Origin of the sequence: Leptospira wolffii serovar Khorat str. Khorat-H2 (assembly GCF_000306115.2) — a bacterium.
GTDB lineage: Bacteria > Spirochaetota > Leptospiria > Leptospirales > Leptospiraceae > Leptospira_B > Leptospira_B wolffii.
In genome coordinates this window covers 157,748-172,800 of record NZ_AKWX02000023.1, presented here as the reverse complement: position 1 = coordinate 172,800, position 15,053 = coordinate 157,748, and the positions used below count along the sequence as shown (strand labels likewise).

Annotated in this window: 15 protein-coding genes; 2 read left to right on the top strand and 13 right to left on the bottom strand. The window is 46.2% G+C overall.

What is annotated here, in order from left to right; all coding sequences use genetic code 11:
* Nucleotide 1: 1 nt before the first annotated feature.
* The 8 genes from rplB to LEP1GSC061_RS18855 all read right to left on the bottom strand — a co-directional run bounded on the left by rplB (nucleotide 2) and on the right by LEP1GSC061_RS18855 (nucleotide 6,441).
* A complete protein-coding gene (gene rplB / locus LEP1GSC061_RS18890; RefSeq protein WP_016547170.1) occupies nucleotides 2-841 on the bottom strand; it encodes a 50S ribosomal protein L2 in 840 nt (279 codons plus the stop codon).
* Between the two features lie 2 nt (nucleotides 842-843).
* Entirely contained in the window at nucleotides 844-1,152 is a 309-nt protein-coding gene (locus LEP1GSC061_RS18885) for a 50S ribosomal protein L23 (RefSeq protein WP_016547287.1), read from the bottom strand.
* Nucleotides 1,149-1,784, bottom strand: coding sequence for a 50S ribosomal protein L4 (rplD, locus tag LEP1GSC061_RS18880; RefSeq protein WP_016547291.1), 636 nt, complete (start codon nucleotides 1,782-1,784; stop codon nucleotides 1,149-1,151). The genes LEP1GSC061_RS18885 and rplD overlap by 4 nt, the downstream gene beginning before the upstream one ends.
* 14 nt (nucleotides 1,785-1,798) lie before the next feature.
* Nucleotides 1,799-2,419 (bottom strand): 50S ribosomal protein L3, encoded by a 621-nt coding sequence (gene rplC, locus LEP1GSC061_RS18875; RefSeq protein WP_016547418.1) that lies wholly within the window; start codon nucleotides 2,417-2,419, stop codon nucleotides 1,799-1,801.
* A gap of 11 nt (nucleotides 2,420-2,430) precedes the next feature.
* Entirely contained in the window at nucleotides 2,431-2,739 is a 309-nt protein-coding gene (gene rpsJ / locus LEP1GSC061_RS18870) for a 30S ribosomal protein S10 (protein ID WP_008593919.1), read from the bottom strand.
* Nucleotides 2,740-2,749: 10 nt separating this feature from the next.
* Nucleotides 2,750-3,955: an elongation factor Tu gene (gene tuf / locus LEP1GSC061_RS18865; protein WP_040510019.1), complete on the bottom strand. Its 1,206-nt coding sequence runs from the start codon at nucleotides 3,953-3,955 to the stop codon at nucleotides 2,750-2,752.
* Between the two features lie 51 nt (nucleotides 3,956-4,006).
* A complete protein-coding gene (locus LEP1GSC061_RS18860) occupies nucleotides 4,007-5,884 on the bottom strand; it encodes an elongation factor G-like protein (protein WP_016547006.1) in 1,878 nt (625 codons plus the stop codon).
* 137 nt (nucleotides 5,885-6,021) lie between these two features.
* Nucleotides 6,022-6,441: a DUF1761 domain-containing protein gene (locus LEP1GSC061_RS18855; RefSeq protein WP_016547147.1), complete on the bottom strand. Its 420-nt coding sequence runs from the start codon at nucleotides 6,439-6,441 to the stop codon at nucleotides 6,022-6,024.
* Between the two features lie 166 nt (nucleotides 6,442-6,607).
* On the opposite strand from LEP1GSC061_RS18855, the gene LEP1GSC061_RS18850 reads away from it, so the two are divergent.
* Nucleotides 6,608-7,249, top strand: coding sequence for a TetR/AcrR family transcriptional regulator (locus tag LEP1GSC061_RS18850; protein ID WP_040510129.1), 642 nt, complete (start codon nucleotides 6,608-6,610; stop codon nucleotides 7,247-7,249).
* 135 nt (nucleotides 7,250-7,384) lie between these two features.
* Here LEP1GSC061_RS18850 and LEP1GSC061_RS18845 read toward each other — a convergent pair whose 3' ends face one another.
* The 3 genes from LEP1GSC061_RS18845 to LEP1GSC061_RS18835 all read right to left on the bottom strand — a co-directional run bounded on the left by LEP1GSC061_RS18845 (nucleotide 7,385) and on the right by LEP1GSC061_RS18835 (nucleotide 10,090).
* The gene (locus tag LEP1GSC061_RS18845; protein WP_016547347.1) at nucleotides 7,385-8,686 is read right to left on the bottom strand and encodes a glycoside hydrolase family 1 protein; all 1,302 of its coding nucleotides are present in this window, start codon (nucleotides 8,684-8,686) and stop codon (nucleotides 7,385-7,387) included.
* 12 nt (nucleotides 8,687-8,698) lie between these two features.
* A complete protein-coding gene (locus LEP1GSC061_RS18840; RefSeq protein ID WP_016546992.1) occupies nucleotides 8,699-9,349 on the bottom strand; it encodes a TetR/AcrR family transcriptional regulator in 651 nt (216 codons plus the stop codon).
* A 309-nt stretch (nucleotides 9,350-9,658) separates the two neighbouring features.
* The gene (locus LEP1GSC061_RS18835) at nucleotides 9,659-10,090 is read right to left on the bottom strand and encodes a DoxX family protein (RefSeq protein WP_052006579.1); all 432 of its coding nucleotides are present in this window, start codon (nucleotides 10,088-10,090) and stop codon (nucleotides 9,659-9,661) included.
* Between the two features lie 169 nt (nucleotides 10,091-10,259).
* On the opposite strand from LEP1GSC061_RS18835, the gene LEP1GSC061_RS18830 reads away from it, so the two are divergent.
* The gene (locus LEP1GSC061_RS18830) at nucleotides 10,260-11,600 is read left to right on the top strand and encodes a DUF2079 domain-containing protein (RefSeq protein WP_016547247.1); all 1,341 of its coding nucleotides are present in this window, start codon (nucleotides 10,260-10,262) and stop codon (nucleotides 11,598-11,600) included.
* Nucleotides 11,601-12,946: 1,346 nt separating this feature from the next.
* Here LEP1GSC061_RS18830 and LEP1GSC061_RS21305 read toward each other — a convergent pair.
* Both LEP1GSC061_RS21305 and LEP1GSC061_RS18815 read right to left on the bottom strand, forming a co-directional pair.
* Nucleotides 12,947-14,023 carry a questin oxidase family protein gene (locus LEP1GSC061_RS21305; protein WP_016546943.1) on the bottom strand — a complete coding sequence of 359 codons (1,077 nt, stop codon included), beginning with the start codon at nucleotides 14,021-14,023 and terminating at the stop codon, nucleotides 12,947-12,949.
* Nucleotides 14,020-14,949: an MBL fold metallo-hydrolase gene (locus LEP1GSC061_RS18815; RefSeq protein ID WP_232218515.1), complete on the bottom strand. Its 930-nt coding sequence runs from the start codon at nucleotides 14,947-14,949 to the stop codon at nucleotides 14,020-14,022. The genes LEP1GSC061_RS21305 and LEP1GSC061_RS18815 overlap by 4 nt, the downstream gene beginning before the upstream one ends.
* Nucleotides 14,950-15,053 lie beyond the last annotated feature (104 nt).

The following is a 15,053-nucleotide window of genomic DNA, read 5'->3' as shown; positions in this document are numbered from 1 at the left end:
ATTACCTGCTCCTATTTCCCTTTCTTTTCTGGATGATAAACTTGTCGGAAGGTTTAGCCCTACGACGAGTTTTGTATCCTTTGGTCGGAATACCCCAAGGAGTCACTGGGTGACGTCCTCCGGAAGTACGTCCCTCACCACCACCATGTGGGTGGTCAACCGGGTTCATTACAACCCCTCTAACCTTAGGACGTTTTCCCAACCATCTGTTTCTACCGGCTTTACCGATGGAAACGAGGTTATGATCTTTATTGCTGCAAATACCGACGGTCGCATAGCAGTTCTGGTGAACTTTACGAACCTCGGAGCTCGGGAGCTTGAGAAGAACGTATTCTCCGTCTCTACCTGCGATGGTTGCGAAGGATCCAGCGGTTCTTGCGATCTGCCCGCCTCTTCCGATTTTCAATTCCACGTTATGCACATTGGTGCCTGGAGGAATTTTTCCGAGAGGAAGAGCGTTACCGATTTTAATCTCAACGCCTTCTCCATTGGAAATTTTGTCTCCAACTTTCATGCCTTCGGCATTTAGGATATAAGCGTATTCTCCGTCAGAATAGCTGACGAGAGAGATAAATGCGGAACGATACGGATCGTACTCCACGGTCTTAACCGTAGCGGTGATACCCACTTTACGGCGTTTGAAGTCGATGATACGATATTTACGTTTAACGCGTCCGCCTTTTCTGCGAACCGCGATTTTTCCACCTTCTCCGCGACCTGCTTTATAATTCAGGCTGATCGTCAATGGACGATACGGTTCGATTTCGGTGATTTCTTCGAAAGTAAGAACCGATTTAAAGCGGCTGGCGGAAGTAACGGGTTTAAATTTCTTAATTCCCATTTTTATGCTTCCTTACCGAAGTCGATGCTTGCTCCGTCGCGGAAAGTCACGATTGCTTTCTTCCAATGCGCTTTCGGAGCCGGCAGATGACGGAATCTTTTCACCTTTCCACGGTAAACTTGGATGTTTACAGAAGAAGGCACTACGTTGTAAATTTTGCGGAAAGCTTCCTTCACCAGAGTCTTGTTGGCTCTAGGATGGATCTCCACCGTATATTTTACGGTTCTCTTTCCATCTTTTTCTCCGATGGTCTCGAGGTCCTGGGACTTCTCGGTGATGATCGGTGATAAGATAACTTCGTTCAGGTTCATTTGCCTTCTCCATAATGCTTGAGGATTTCTCCCAAAGCGCCTTCGGTGATGACGAGGTTCCTGTTATAGAGAATGTCGCGAACGGCGATCCGCTTGGAGTTGATATACTTCACGGTAGGGATATTGCGAACAGATTTCTTGATGAAATCGTTCTCTCCGCCTACCAGAAAGCCGATGACTCCCGTGTTTTTCAGACCGATATTATTGAATAAGGTCGCAAACGCTTTGGTGCTGAATTCTTTCGGATCCAGATCCTCCACCACTTTGATGGATGCGCCTTGCGCTTTCTTATTCAGAACGGAAAGAACCGCCCTGCGTTTCACTTTCGGGGAAACCTTGTACGAATAATCTCTCTTGCGAGGTCCGTGAACAGTACCACCGCCCACCCAATGAGGAGCGCGAATGGAACCTTGACGTGCACGACCGGTCCCTTTTTGGGCCCAAGGTTTTTTACCGCCTCCCGAAACTTCGGAGCGGGTTTTCGTATGATGATTCCCGGAACGGAGGTTAGCGTTCTCCGCCTTAATGGCGTCGTAAATCGCCCCGCTGCTGAATTTGGATTCGAACAAAGCCGCAGGCAGTTCGATTTCCGAGAGCAGCTTTCCTTCTTTGGAGTACTTCTGTGCTTTCATGACTCTACCGGATCTTATATCTTCTCTATAGTGACGATGGTGTTCGCAGGACCAGGAACGGAACCGCTAACGAAAACCAAATTCTCAGCTTCGTGGATACGAACTACTTTCAGGTTCAGAACGGTTTTCGTATCGAAACCGGTGCGGCCTGGAAGTTTGCGTCCTTTGAATACTCTTCCCGGAGTAGTGTTGGAACCCATGGAACCAGGGTGCCTGTGGAAACGAGAACCGTGAGCTCCCGGACCACCATGGTGACCGTATCTTTTGATCACACCTTGGAAGCCTTTACCTTTGCTGGTTCCGGTCACTTTTACGATATCCGAAACTGCAAATACGTCTTGCGCTTTTAATTCCGCGCCGGGTGCGGGTTCTTCCCCGAAATCCCGAAATTCCTTCAACACTCTTTTAGGAGTAAGTCCAGTTTTAGCTAAATGGCCTTTTTGTGCCTTGCTCAGGTGTTTTTCTTTATCATCCTGAAAAGCTAACTGAATCGCGTCGTAACCGTCCGTTTGTGCGGACTTGACTTGGGAAACTGCGCAGGGACCTACTTCTAAGACGGTTACAGGAATGATATTTCCTTGTTCGTCGAAGATTTGGGACATCCCTATCTTTTTACCGATTAATCCCTTTGCCATTTTTTCTTCCCTTAGGATTTAATATCCACGGATACACCGGCTGGCAGTTGCAGCTTCATCAGAGCTTCTACCGTGTCTTCGTTAGTATCCAGGATGTCGATAAGCCGTTTGTGAGTTTTCATCTCAAACTGCTCTCTTGATTTTTTATTTACGTGTGGAGAACGGAGGACTGTGTATATTTCCTTCTTCGTAGGAAGAGGAATCGGACCGGAGACAGTAGCTCCGGTCCTTTTGGCAGTCGCAACGATCTCGTAAGTCGATTGGTCGATCAACTTATGATCGAAAGCCTTAAGCTTTACTCTGATCTTTTGGCCAGCCATTCCCTTTCTCTTACTCGGTGATCTCAGCCACTACGCCGGAACCGATAGTCTTTCCACCTTCGCGGATCGCGAATTTAAGACCTTTGTCCATGGCGATCGGGTGAATCAACTCGATGCTCATCGTAACGTTGTCACCAGGCATTACCATTTCCATACCGTTAGGCAGGTTACAAACGCCGGTGATGTCGGTAGTTCTGAAATAGAACTGTGGACGGTAGTTATTGAAGAATGGAGTGTGACGTCCACCTTCGTCTTTGGTAAGAACGTAAACTTCCGCGTTGAACTTTCTGTGAGGAGTGATTGATCCCGGTTTAGCGAGAACTTGTCCTCTCTCGATGTCTTCTTTCTTGGTTCCGCGAAGAAGAGCACCGATATTGTCTCCTGCTTCCGCAGAATCCAAAAGTTTACGGAACATTTCGATACCGGTAACGACCGTTTTCGTAGTAGGACGAATACCAACGATTTCAACCTCGTCGTTGATTTTCAGGGTTCCTTGCTCTACTCTTCCGGTTGCAACAGTTCCACGACCGGTGATAGAGAATACGTCCTCTACAGGCATCAGGAACGGCTTGTCGGTAATACGCTTAGGATTCGGAACGTAAGTGTCCAGAGCTTCCATCAATTTAACGATGGATTGAGTTCCGAGCTCGCTTTCGTCTCCTTCCAGAGCTTTTAGAGCGGATCCGTAAACGATTGGAGTAGCGTCGCCTGGGAAATTGTATTTGTTAAGAAGGTCGCGAACGTCCATCTCAACCATTTGAATCATTTCCTCGCGCTCGTCTGCTGCAAGCATGTCCGCTTTGTTGATGAATACGATGATGTAAGGAACACCTACCTGACGAGCGAGCAGGATGTGCTCTTTCGTTTGAGGCATAGGTCCGTCAGTTGCGGAAACAACTAGAATCGCAGCGTCCATCTGAGCAGCACCGGTGATCATGTTTTTAACATAGTCAGCGTGTCCCGGGCAGTCAACGTGTGCGTAGTGACGGTTTGCAGTCTCATACTCTTGGTGAGAGGTTGCAATCGTGATCCCACGAGCCTTTTCTTCAGGCGCGTTATCAATTTGGTCGTAAGCTACGGCTTTGTTTTTTCCACCCAATACTTTTGCAAGCGTAGTGGTGATTGCTGCCGTTAGCGTGGTTTTTCCATGGTCAACGTGTCCGATAGTACCAACGTTTAAGTGTGGTTTGGACCTGTCGAATTTCTCCTTAGCCATAGCGTTTTAAACTCCTTACTTTATTAACAAACTCGAAATCGAGCCTGTTTCTTAAAACAATACAGAATGGTTATCAAAGTCAAAAAGGGTGTCCAAAGACAGGACGCCCCTTCCTTGAGCCATATTTCTAAGAACGCCGCTAAAGCCAAGTAAGTTTTGCGTAGAAGCACTTGCTTGGATCAATTGGCGCCCATCAGCCACCGCAACGACCTTACGAATCTTTGCGTCCCTTTTGGACAAACTTGCCAAAATATCTCCGAGATAAGAATCCGGTGTAAGGATCTCCAACTCAGAGACGGGGCCGATTAGTTCCGAATGATTCGGAATTATGTCTTTTAAACCCTTGATGACGGCTACTTTGATCAACGAAGCAAGATCGAAAGAGGACTCCGTCTCCGGAGGCTCATAACTCTCTACGATCATGGAAAGACCGAGAACTTCTTCTCCGTCTTTGCCCTTAGCGGTAACTTCCTCGAATGCGGAAGAAATCGCCTCTTCTATCGAATCTGGTAACTCGGCATTAAACCGCACTCCCTTAGAAAAGCTGTGAGAGCTTTCCAAGGACGCGAGCACCTGACCGCTCGAGATTTTTTGATCGAACGCGGTATGCTGAAATGCGACCTTTTGAACCAAATTTTTCCAAAGCGCGAATCTTGCAACCTTGATTCCGCTTGTCTGAAAACTTTTAGAGAAGATGCTTCTCAAGCGCGAAAGAGAAATCTCCAGATGCAACTCACCCGTGCCTGATAAGCGAAATTGTCCCGTTTCGGGAAGAATATCCAACCCGATCGACTCGTCCAACCAAGCTAACTCCTGGAGAGAATTCCATAATTCTTCCCGATCTTCTCCCTTTTCGGGTTCGAGAAGAATCTGGAATTGCTTCTTGATAGGAGACAATAAACTGGTTTTCGTCGTATTATGTCGTAAAAGAATGTCCCCCGGCTTTGCAAATAGAAGGGAAGAAGTCGCAACGAGTTCCCCCGGCTCCACCTCTTTCGTTTCTTCAAAATCCCTGGCGGAGATTCTGTATAAATTGTCTATGGATCTGTCTCCGGATTCGGAGAAAACTTTGGTCTTGGTTCCCAAACGGTTCCAGGCCTGAAAATGCACGAGTTTGCCGAGCTCCGGATGTACTTCCCTCTTAAAGACGACTCCCCAGGCATCGGAGACGGGAGGCCGGAGTTCGGGTTTTCCCTTTGCCAAAAGTTCTAAGATAGAAAGCAACTCCGGGATCCCTTGCCCATGCAGCGCGGAGCCCCCTAAAACGGGAAACACCTTCCCTTCCCAGAATCCTTTTATAAGGCCCTCTTTGGCGAGAAGGGGAAGTTTGGAATGATCTTTGAGATATTCTTCGGAAAGATCCGGATCCCATTCAATACAAGGAAGGAAGTCTCTCTCCTCTCCCTTGCCTTCCAACAGAGGGACCTCACCTCCTTCTTTGAATAATAGAACGGGCTCTTTGCCTAGAGCGACCTCCAGATCTACCAAAGGGGTAAGTATATCGGAGCCTTCTCGGTCCAACTTATTTAAAAAGAGAAGAATGGGTCGTCCCGCTTTACGCAACGCTTCCACGTTTTGGAAAGTCTGAGATTTCAGACCCTCGAAGGAGTCCACGAGTACCAGACCGAAATCGGAAACTAAGAGGGAAGCATTGGCCTGGGACTGAAAATCCAAATGCCCCGGATTATCCACGAATTGCAAAAGTAGCCGGGGAGATTCCTCGTTCGGATAAGGAATGCGAGCCACGGTGGATTGGATGGAGATCCCTCTTTCGATTTCTTCCGGAAGATAATCGGACTCTGTGGTGCCTTCTTCGATTCTGCCGGGCGAGGAGATTTTACCCGTTTCGAAAAGAATCCTTTCAAGCAGCGTGGTTTTGCCCGCGTCAATATGCGCGAAGATTCCTGGATTCAAAAAAGGGAGGGACATGTCGATTGCAGGTCAAGAAAAAGAGCGGCGAAAGCCCATGTTTGGGAATTCGATCCCTTCGGTCAAGGATGCTTCTTGGCCGCAATCGTAACACCAAGTCGGCTCCGACATAAGCCGAACCGACTTCTCTTAGTATTTTAATAACCTGCGATGATCGCACCCATGACGGACATTACCAGAAAAGAACATCCGCATTCGAATAACCAAAGACCCAGTTTTCTTCCCATCCAAATCACTTCCATAGAACTGGAAGTCACTACGAAACCGATCCAGAGCCAAAGTGCGCAGATCACTCCTTTCCAAATACCTTCGCCCGCCAAATAGGAAGAAGGAGCCGCGAACAGATAGATAACGGCGATCACATATGCGGTCACAAAGTTTGCGACTAGGTTCCAAAACAAATTCGGGAGCATATCCGAGAACTTTTCGTTTCCGGTAGGGACGATATTCGCAAGCCTCATCCAAACCTTGCCCAGGATGGGTCCATGTAAAAGAAACCCTAAAACCATAGCGGCAAGGGTAGCCAACAAAACTGAGATTAAATTGATCGGTAACATACTAATATCCAATGGATTTTTCCGCCGCCTAATATCTTGCGAACGGCTTCATTTCATTAACATACCATTTAGTATGTTACAAGAAAAATATTTCCATTCATCCTTTTTTGTTGCGGAATTCCGGAAAAAAAACTTAATTAGTAGGAGAGATTCGGTTCTTAAGCAAATGAAGAAGGTAGCAAAACAGCCCGCCAAGACCAGGGATCTGCAAAAAACCAGAGAGCGGATTCTATACACCGCCTTTGAAAAATTCTTCCAGTCCGGATTCCAGGCTACTAGCATGGACGATCTAGTAAAAGAAACGGATCTGAGCAAGGGAGCGTTTTACCACCAATTTCCTACCAAGTTCGTTTTGGGATACGCGGTGGTGGAGGAAGTGATACGTCCTCTTATCCTAAATAGATGGATTCGCCCTCTCCAGGATTACGAAAATCCTATGCAAGGGATCTTAGACCTCATGCAAAAACATATCTGCGATACTAAGCCGGATTTAATCCGCTACGGATGTCCTTTGAATAATTTCATGCAGGAAATGTCGCCTGTGGACAAGGGATTCCATACTCGCCTGAAATCCGCTCTCCAACTTTGGATCCATGAGCTGGAGATAGAATTGTTCAGAGCGAAAGAAAAAGGCCTGATCCGAGAGAATGTAGACACGAAGGAAGCGGCTTCCTTTATCGTGATGTTTCATGAAGGAGTCTACGGTTTCCTAAAAGGATCCGGGGACCGGAAATTATCCGTTCTATTTCGAAACATGATGAAAAGCTATTTGCAATCGATTGCGGCCCCCGGAATCGAATTGGCATAACGCGGTAGTGATGCATAGCGCTTTAGTCCGGGCCTGGGCCCGGATGAGCGGACACGCGAACGCGGAGCAGCACGACTCCCGCTTTGCGGGAGGACCGCCCCGAATCCCATAACCCTTACATTGAATGAGATTCGTTCAAATGGATTTCTTTTCGATTTTCTTGGTCTTGCACATCTCGGCATACTTACGCGCGCTGGGCCTCGGCTTTCTTTCCATGGTTTTGTAATCCACTTCCACGAGTCCGAAGCGCGGACCGTATCCGTCGTTCCATTCTAGGTTATCCAGAAAAGACCAATGGTAATAACGTTCCACACCCACCCCTTCGTCCAGAAGTCTGCGGATTTGAGCCAGATGGTCCACGATATATTCTTCCCTTTTTTCGTCCTTCTCGTCGGGAATTCCGTTTTCCGTAATATAGATCGGAAGTTTGTATTTGTCCCAAGCCCTATGACAGACCTTGTAAAGGCCTTCGGGATAGATCTCCCAACCCAAATCGTTTTTGCGGGATTCCGGACAGAGAGGGTCCACCATAGGAATCGCAAAAAGATTTCCCGGATTATAACTCGCTTGGAATAGATGTCTGGAATAATAATTGATTCCGATAAAATCGCAGAAGATCCCCTTTCCTTCCGGGGTCCCGGAGCCCAGAGGAAATACGAGTCTACCTTCCACAAATCCTTTCATCTGGATTTCATGAAATAGATAATCGCTTAAAAAACAACCCAGCTTCGCGAGCGGATGGGAGTTCAACGGCTCGAAGACCGCAAAATGATGAGCGAAGCCTACTTTGGTTTCTCCAGAAAATCCATGCTCTTTTCGGATTCGATGAATAAGTTTGTAGGACTTCAAATGCGCCAAAACCATTCTCTTGCTGACCTTAATATAGGCGCCTATATCTCCTTTGGTTCCGGGAGGATATTTTCCGTCCATGTAAGTATCGTTCGCGAATACGTTAGGCTCGTTTATGGTGCACCATTCTGAAACCAGGTCCCCGAAACTTTTGACGGAGAAATCCGTGAATCGAATAAAGTCCTCTACTGCATTTTCAGAAAGCCATCCTCCTTTTTCTTGGAACCATTGAGGGCAAGAAAAATGATGAAGAGTTACGAGAGGCCGGATTCCCGCCTTCGATAATTTTTGGAATTCGTCCCTATAATGCTCCACCGCATCCTTGGACCATTGCCCCGCTTGGGGTTCGAGCCTACTCCATTCAATACTCATACGATAGCATTCCTGGTGTAGCTCGGAAAGGAGTTCTATATCTTCCGCATAACGACGATAATGATCCGCTCCCGTAAGAGAGGATTCCCCGTTTCCTACCTTGCCAGCTATAGACCAATAATACCAATTATTATTTGTATCGCCTCCTTCAATCTGCGTCGCTGCTGTTGCACTACCCAGCAAAAATTCCTTCGGAAGTTCGAAACTCTTCGACATATTCAATTCTCCTTATTTAGTTTTCGGTTCCGCGGATAAAGCCAGAACCAGAAGTTGGATTTGTGCGTTTACTAGTTCCATCGCCTTCACACCGAACTCCAGGGCGATCAGATTTTCACGCAGTGCCACTCTTTGGCCGAGACTCCAGAAAACGGTCGTGATTGTAGGAACTAGTGTCTCCGGAGGAGTAGGAAGTCTTAAGCTACCGTCCTCCTCACCTCTGATAAGAATTTGGGAAAGCAGATCCTCGGTGACATGAAAGTCCGCAAATAAGGACTCTTCGGCGGAAGGATCGAGAGGTAAGGACAAGCGATCCCGGAACAGAAAATCGTACTCGGCGGCGAATCGGAGTAAGGACTTTTGCTCTTCCAAATATCCGGCGAGAATGCGTAGAAATGCCTCGAGTTCCTGTCTTCCGGAAAGACCCGAAGCGCTCAAAGAACGGAAGGTTTCCGTCTGGAAGTCGTTCCAAGGTGCGAGTAGCTTCCTTAGAACTGCGAGGCTCAAAGTCTCTTTGGTTTCAAAATAGCGATAGAGGTTGCGACGAGTGCAGGAGGCGCGTAAAGCGATATCCTCCATGGATACGTCCAAGAGACCCCTTTCTAAAAAAAGAGACTCTGCCGCTTCCAGGATGAGTTCATTTGTCTCTACTCTAGTTCCCATTCTGCGCTTTTCCAAAATGTCACATGGTGTGACATTTTGAATTTTGAGTCTTTTTCGAAAAAGCGTCAAGTCCTTTACGCGCACTTCTAATCCAAAGAGGCTTACTATAAGCGAGCCGCGAATTATCCGGATATTATCGCCACCGAATCCCGGAAGAGAATTGGAAGAGCTAAATCACGCTCTCTTATTGTTAGTCATGACCGGAAGTTTTTGGAAAAATTTGTTTCCGTCGATCGGCATATGGAAGAGACGGATAACGCAACTTTTCCTACTAAAACATACTTTTTAATTATCAGATTCGAGCGAATATTAGGAACGATTTCTCCAAGCCGACCATGCACCAGTTGACCAAAGGGCCCAAGCGACCAAAACAGGCTGGAAGAATAAGCGAATTCCTCTAGAGGTATCGGAATTCAATCCAAACGCGTTGATTCCGTTCACGTACTGGGAAATGTTCCCCGGAAAGATCAAAACGAAAAATAGAGCCACTATCCAACCCACTTGCGCCTTGTATCTGTACAAGAGTATTAAGGAAAGGCCTAGAGCGATTTCAACCAAACCGGAAAGAACCACTACTAAATCCCCGTCCATAGGAAGCCAAGTCGGTACCTGAGCTAAGAATTCCCTTCTTTGCCAAGTTAAGTGACCGATCCCGGCAGTGAATAAAAAGGTGCCTAATATGAATCGAAACACGCTCTGAGTCCGAGTCGTGGCGATCGGAGCTAATCCTAAAATACTCATTTCTTATTCTCCATTTTCGAAGGTCTATTTTGACGTTCTTCTTAGACGAACTTCCTACATCGGTTCCGGAAAAAAGAAAATGAAATAATACGAGGATTTTCAATCGGATCGACTGTTTTTAAATTCATTTCCGTACAAGCAAGGTCTCTTAAGTTTGTCCGGAGATCCTATGCTGCACTCTTTTTCCAAAACGAAAGAGACCTTAGAGAAGGTCGGAATCTTCCTACTTTTTTTAGCTTTGTTCTATTTCTTGTCGGAAAGGTCGATCACCAAATTCCTGCATCTGAAAGCCGGAATGGATACTGGCCTATTCGAGAATATTCTTTATAATACCCTGCACGGAGACTTCTTTTATACATTCTTAGGGCCGGTAGACTTATGGCATTCCTACTTTTCCGACCATGTAAACCTTATATTATTCCTGATCCTTCCCTTCTATTATCTCTTCCCCCAGACGGAGACCTTATTTATTCTACAGGCATTCTTTCTTTCCTCGCCTATTCTCATTCTCTATTTCTATTCCAAGGATAAGATCGATTGGCCGATCCTACCTTCTATTCTTTACGCATTGTATCTTCCCGTTTATTGGATCGGTATTTTCGATATCCATCCGGAAGTCGCCTTTATCCCGCTTTTCCTTCTTTTCATGATACAATGGGAGAAGAAAAATTTGCGTTATGCGTTCACGCTCTTCCTTTTTTGCCTATTTTGCAAGGAAGAGATCGCCTTCGTTTTCATAGTCTTCTCGGCGTTGGTCTACAAAGAAGAGCCCAAATTCGTCCTACTTCTCTTTTTAATCAGTATATCGTATTTCTGCGTTACGATGGTAATATTAAGTTTACATAATCCTTATTTCGGAATTCCGATGCATATTGGGCGATATGGCGGATTACCGAAAGATTCGTACCTGTTCGGCCCTTTGCTATTCTTTCTCCTAACTCCTTTTCTGATCTTTCCTTTTCTCTCCCGGTATCTCTTACTGGTCCTCCCCTATCTGGCATATTCCTTTTTATCCAACGCAATTCCGAATAAAACGCCCTTCACGCATCATAGCTTCGTGGCAGTTCCTATTCTCTTCGTAGCTTTTCTATCCGGATACGATTTCCTAAAGAAGAAGGGTAAGGCCGCAGATTGGATTCTTGCTACTTGCGCTCTTACCTTTTTATATCTTTTTCTCTCCCAAGGCCCCCCGAACAAAAAGTATAACTACAAAGAAGACTTTCTTCGAGGCAGTGTGACAAAGGAACAGGTGGACTTCTTGAGGAATTACGATCCTGAAGCGAATATCGTGAGTAACGTTCCTTCCGTTTTCGGAAACCGTAAAATCATACGCGTCTTTCGCGGAAAGAAGTATTCCTCCGAAGAAACGATCATTTTATTTACGGGAGACCATCTTGCGGATTTCGATCTAAGCCCGGTACTGCAAACTCATTCCGACACTCATTCTTTGCGGAAGATCGGACCCGATATCGCTTTATTGGAACCCAAAAAGAAAAGTCCTACCCGATGACCGTTTCGATTCGTAAAAGGGATAGACTTCTTCAGATGATTCCGGTTCGAAATATAATCGCGTTTCCATTCGTTTTTTATTTCATTCTGTTCTTCCGCTTCGCACGAATGCATCGTAAAATCTCCCGGAAAGTAAATTAGGTTCATAGGATGCAAAAGTTCAGACTCGGATTTTTAGCGGCGATATTGTTATACTCGCAACTGCACTGCGCGACTCTGGGGGCAGTATTTATCGTAGGAAGTCCGGCAAACGGGACTAAAGCCTCGATCGGAACGGGTATAGGTTTTGCCGGAGATATGGCGATCGCGGTGAAGATCGGTAGCCTCGGAGGCGTCGCTTACGGCTTAACAAGCGCTCTAACACTCTTATTTATTATAGGCATCAGCGTCATTGACCGTGATTTGGAAGGCCATATAGAATATGCGGCTTATCCGAAATCCCCCAAAGGGAAATCCCTGCAAAAACTGATCGGCAACGCAAGATACACGTTACTCGTCATAGATCCTCCTTCTCATCCTTTTTTTCGCGAAAAAGAAATCGAGACGGAAGTAAGCGACAGTTTCGATAGATTCGGATATTTCCGTCTGATCTCGGCGTCGAAAAGAGGAGATCTCCCTCTCTCCAACGATTGGAATGAGCTAAAAAAACGGAGTAAAATTCTAGGAAGCGAAACGGGATCGGAATTGATACTCAGCGTAAAGTTGCAATCTTATTCGAGCGGTTGCGGAGTCGAATCGATCCAGGATATACTTTGCGAGGCGGGGAGACTAGCCGCGCAACAAGATAAGCTCTGCCCGAAGAGACCTACCGCATATCGTTTTTCTAAAATTCCAATCGAAGCCAAACTGTTGAATATAGAAACCGGAGAATCGGTTATCGCAGCTTCTAAGGATGCATCGTATAAGAACTTCGCTACTATCGGAAGTCTTAATTGTCCTGCGGATCTCCCGGAGGCTTGGAAAGCCGCAATCAACGAATCTGCGGAAAAAATCCTGTCCGAGATCTCTCCGAGAATGAAGGAAACCTCTTTCCCTCGTCCGATTACAAAAGATCCGAATCCGGAAGTGGAGGAAATCCTAAAAGACGGATATGAGGAACTAAGAGGAGAAATCCCTAACTATCGAAGAGCCCTTCTCAAATGGCAAGAAGCGGATAAAATCTCGGGAGGGAAAAGCGACGGAGCCCTGATAAATATCGGTTTATATTATGTACATATCGGAGCGTTTGATACGGCGATCCGTCTATTTCTGCAAGCGGAGAAGCTGGAAGGTCCGAATCATAAACTAGCTCGAATACTGCGGAAAAAATCGAGGAAGAAAACCGGAATTGAGACGCGAGCTCCAAAATTAGCTCAAAGGCTCCAAATAAGTGCGCGCAGCTTGCAATGCCGCAAAGTAAGAGGAAGAAGGTGCCAATTCGTTTTCCTTCAAACATACCTCGGTAAATTTGATAGCATGTTCGTCCCCATGTTGGATCGCCTTTTCGATTGCCTCTTCCCTAGATTCCGCGATCGGTTCGTAGATATCCTGTTCTATATTCTTTCCGAAAGCGGAGTATAGAGCGACGGAAGTCTGCCAAGAATATCTCAAAACGCTTTTACGTTCGAAAGGAGTGAGGAAAGGAAGAATACTCCGTAGAGCAGATATGCTCGTTACCGAGTGAACGAAGACAATAGCAGATAACGTATCTTCGACATTATTCTTTAGGACTCTGGAAAACGCTTCGGTAAGTTCGGAGACGGATTTTTCTTCTTCTCCATAGGCATCCCAATAGCCTATGACAGGTGCAAAGGAATCGACGTCTTTCAGGCCCTCTAGTGAGGAAACGATCGTCCCTGAAAAGACTTTCTTTTCAGGCGGGACGAAATTTACTTTCTGAAGAGCGTCTCGAGCGGAAAGTCCGAGCAAGGATTCGAACGAAGTCGGCAATTCCAAATAATTAGAGGCCCATACCGCAAGTCCGGAAGAAAATTCCCCCAAGCGTAACGAGGTCTCCTTGCGGATTAGATTCCGAATCGAGTGCCCTGTCCGGATCACCCCATGAGTTGCATCCGCACAAATCCCGGGAGAAAGTTTCGGAATCCAATAGGAAACGCATTTTTGCCAACCCTTTGTATGGATTTCATTTTTGAAAAAGATTTCCCATTCGGGAAAACTTCCGGAAACGCCCAGAAAGCTTGGCCACGACTTCTCACCTATTTCCCGTGTAGGAACTTCTTTGGGCTTCAGCTCTTTTCCGTATCTTTCCAGCCAGGGAAAGATAACGTCCGTCCTTCCCATCGTGAATAAGGCTTCGGTAGCCATAGGAGCGTGATTGCTCAGTCCGTTTTTCAGATCCGGACCGAAAGATTGCAAAAAATCTAATACGGAATCGAAGTCGAAATCGGAGGTCATATTCTTCCAAGTTTCCGTATACTCCGTCAAAAGAGAAGTATGCTTCCGAAGCCCCTGAGTATCCTATAATCTATCTTATCCTCCGAAGTTTTGAGAATCATAAAATCCATCGCTCCGGTAATATCGTCGCCCAGACTCAGATTCGGCTCCAAGGGAAGAGTTAAAGGTTTAAAAAAATTATCCCAATGGATCGGAACCACAACCTTGGGCATTACGGTTCCTACCGTTTCTTTATAGTATTTTTCCTGAAACTCCCGATCCTGCTTAGCAAGCATAGCGATTCCGAGAAAAAGAGCGTCCACTTTCAGATCCTTCCATGCTCCTTCTATGTAATTCGTACTACCCTTAATCAACAGGGAGTTTTTGCCGTGCTCAACCAGAAAATCGTAAGTGCCGCCCTCTATGTACTCTTCCGCCTTGACCGGCTGAGAAAGCGGCTCCTCCAAATCGGGACGGTTCGGATCGGAGGCATTCGTTTTTCCTAATATTTTAAAAGGAGGAGTATGCTTGGAAGCAAGAACGGTTACCTTGAATTTTCCGATGGTGATCTTTTTTCCCGGTTCGAAAAGAATCATCTGAGTTTCGGGAAGTTCGCCCCCTCTTCCGATCTGCAACGTGGATTTGGATCCGTATAATTTCGCTCCCGTCTCTCTAGCAATGAAAGGCGAATCCATCGCGTGATCGAAATGAGAGTGGCAAACGAAAATTCCCTTCAACCGGTTAATACCCGCAAGCAACATTACATATCGAATCTCCTCCGGATTCGAGGCGATCTTAGTAAACATCGTCTTCCAAATGGAAGGACGGGAAAAAAAGCCGTCCGTTAAGATTTGAGTCTCGCCGTCGTCTATGAGTAGGGAACTAGTCCCGAGATAGGTGATTCGAACTTTTCCGACCGGAATTTTCGAAACCGAGGAGCTTTCCTCTTGGTTGGCAAAATGCGTCTTATAGTCCATGATATTTCCGGAAGGAGAAAGGCAGGAAATATATGACAACATTAGGAATAGGAAAAAAACTCTTGGCGAGCGATTGCTGACGGTTCTGTAGGAAGACATAGAAA

Bases quoted from the DNA above. Each gene is read 5' to 3' on its own strand.
- rplB (WP_016547170.1), bottom strand. From the start codon at position 841: ATGGGAATTAAGAAATTTAAACCCGTTACTTCCGCCAGCCGCTTTAAA.
- LEP1GSC061_RS18885 (WP_016547287.1), bottom strand. From the start codon at position 1,152: ATGAACCTGAACGAAGTTATCTTATCACCGATCATCACCGAGAAGTCC.
- rplD (WP_016547291.1), bottom strand. From the start codon at position 1,784: ATGAAAGCACAGAAGTACTCCAAAGAAGGAAAGCTGCTCTCGGAAATC.
- rplC (WP_016547418.1), bottom strand. From the start codon at position 2,419: ATGGCAAAGGGATTAATCGGTAAAAAGATAGGGATGTCCCAAATCTTC.
- rpsJ (WP_008593919.1), bottom strand. From the start codon at position 2,739: ATGGCTGGCCAAAAGATCAGAGTAAAGCTTAAGGCTTTCGATCATAAG.
- tuf (WP_040510019.1), bottom strand. From the start codon at position 3,955: ATGGCTAAGGAGAAATTCGACAGGTCCAAACCACACTTAAACGTTGGT.
- LEP1GSC061_RS18860 (WP_016547006.1), bottom strand. From the start codon at position 5,884: ATGTCCCTCCCTTTTTTGAATCCAGGAATCTTCGCGCATATTGACGCG.
- LEP1GSC061_RS18855 (WP_016547147.1), bottom strand. From the start codon at position 6,441: ATGTTACCGATCAATTTAATCTCAGTTTTGTTGGCTACCCTTGCCGCT.
- LEP1GSC061_RS18850 (WP_040510129.1), top strand. From the start codon at position 6,608: ATGAAGAAGGTAGCAAAACAGCCCGCCAAGACCAGGGATCTGCAAAAA.
- LEP1GSC061_RS18845 (WP_016547347.1), bottom strand. From the start codon at position 8,686: ATGTCGAAGAGTTTCGAACTTCCGAAGGAATTTTTGCTGGGTAGTGCA.
- LEP1GSC061_RS18840 (WP_016546992.1), bottom strand. From the start codon at position 9,349: ATGGGAACTAGAGTAGAGACAAATGAACTCATCCTGGAAGCGGCAGAG.
- LEP1GSC061_RS18835 (WP_052006579.1), bottom strand. From the start codon at position 10,090: ATGAGTATTTTAGGATTAGCTCCGATCGCCACGACTCGGACTCAGAGC.
- LEP1GSC061_RS18830 (WP_016547247.1), top strand. From the start codon at position 10,260: ATGCTGCACTCTTTTTCCAAAACGAAAGAGACCTTAGAGAAGGTCGGA.
- LEP1GSC061_RS18815 (WP_232218515.1), bottom strand. From the start codon at position 14,949: ATGGACTATAAGACGCATTTTGCCAACCAAGAGGAAAGCTCCTCGGTT.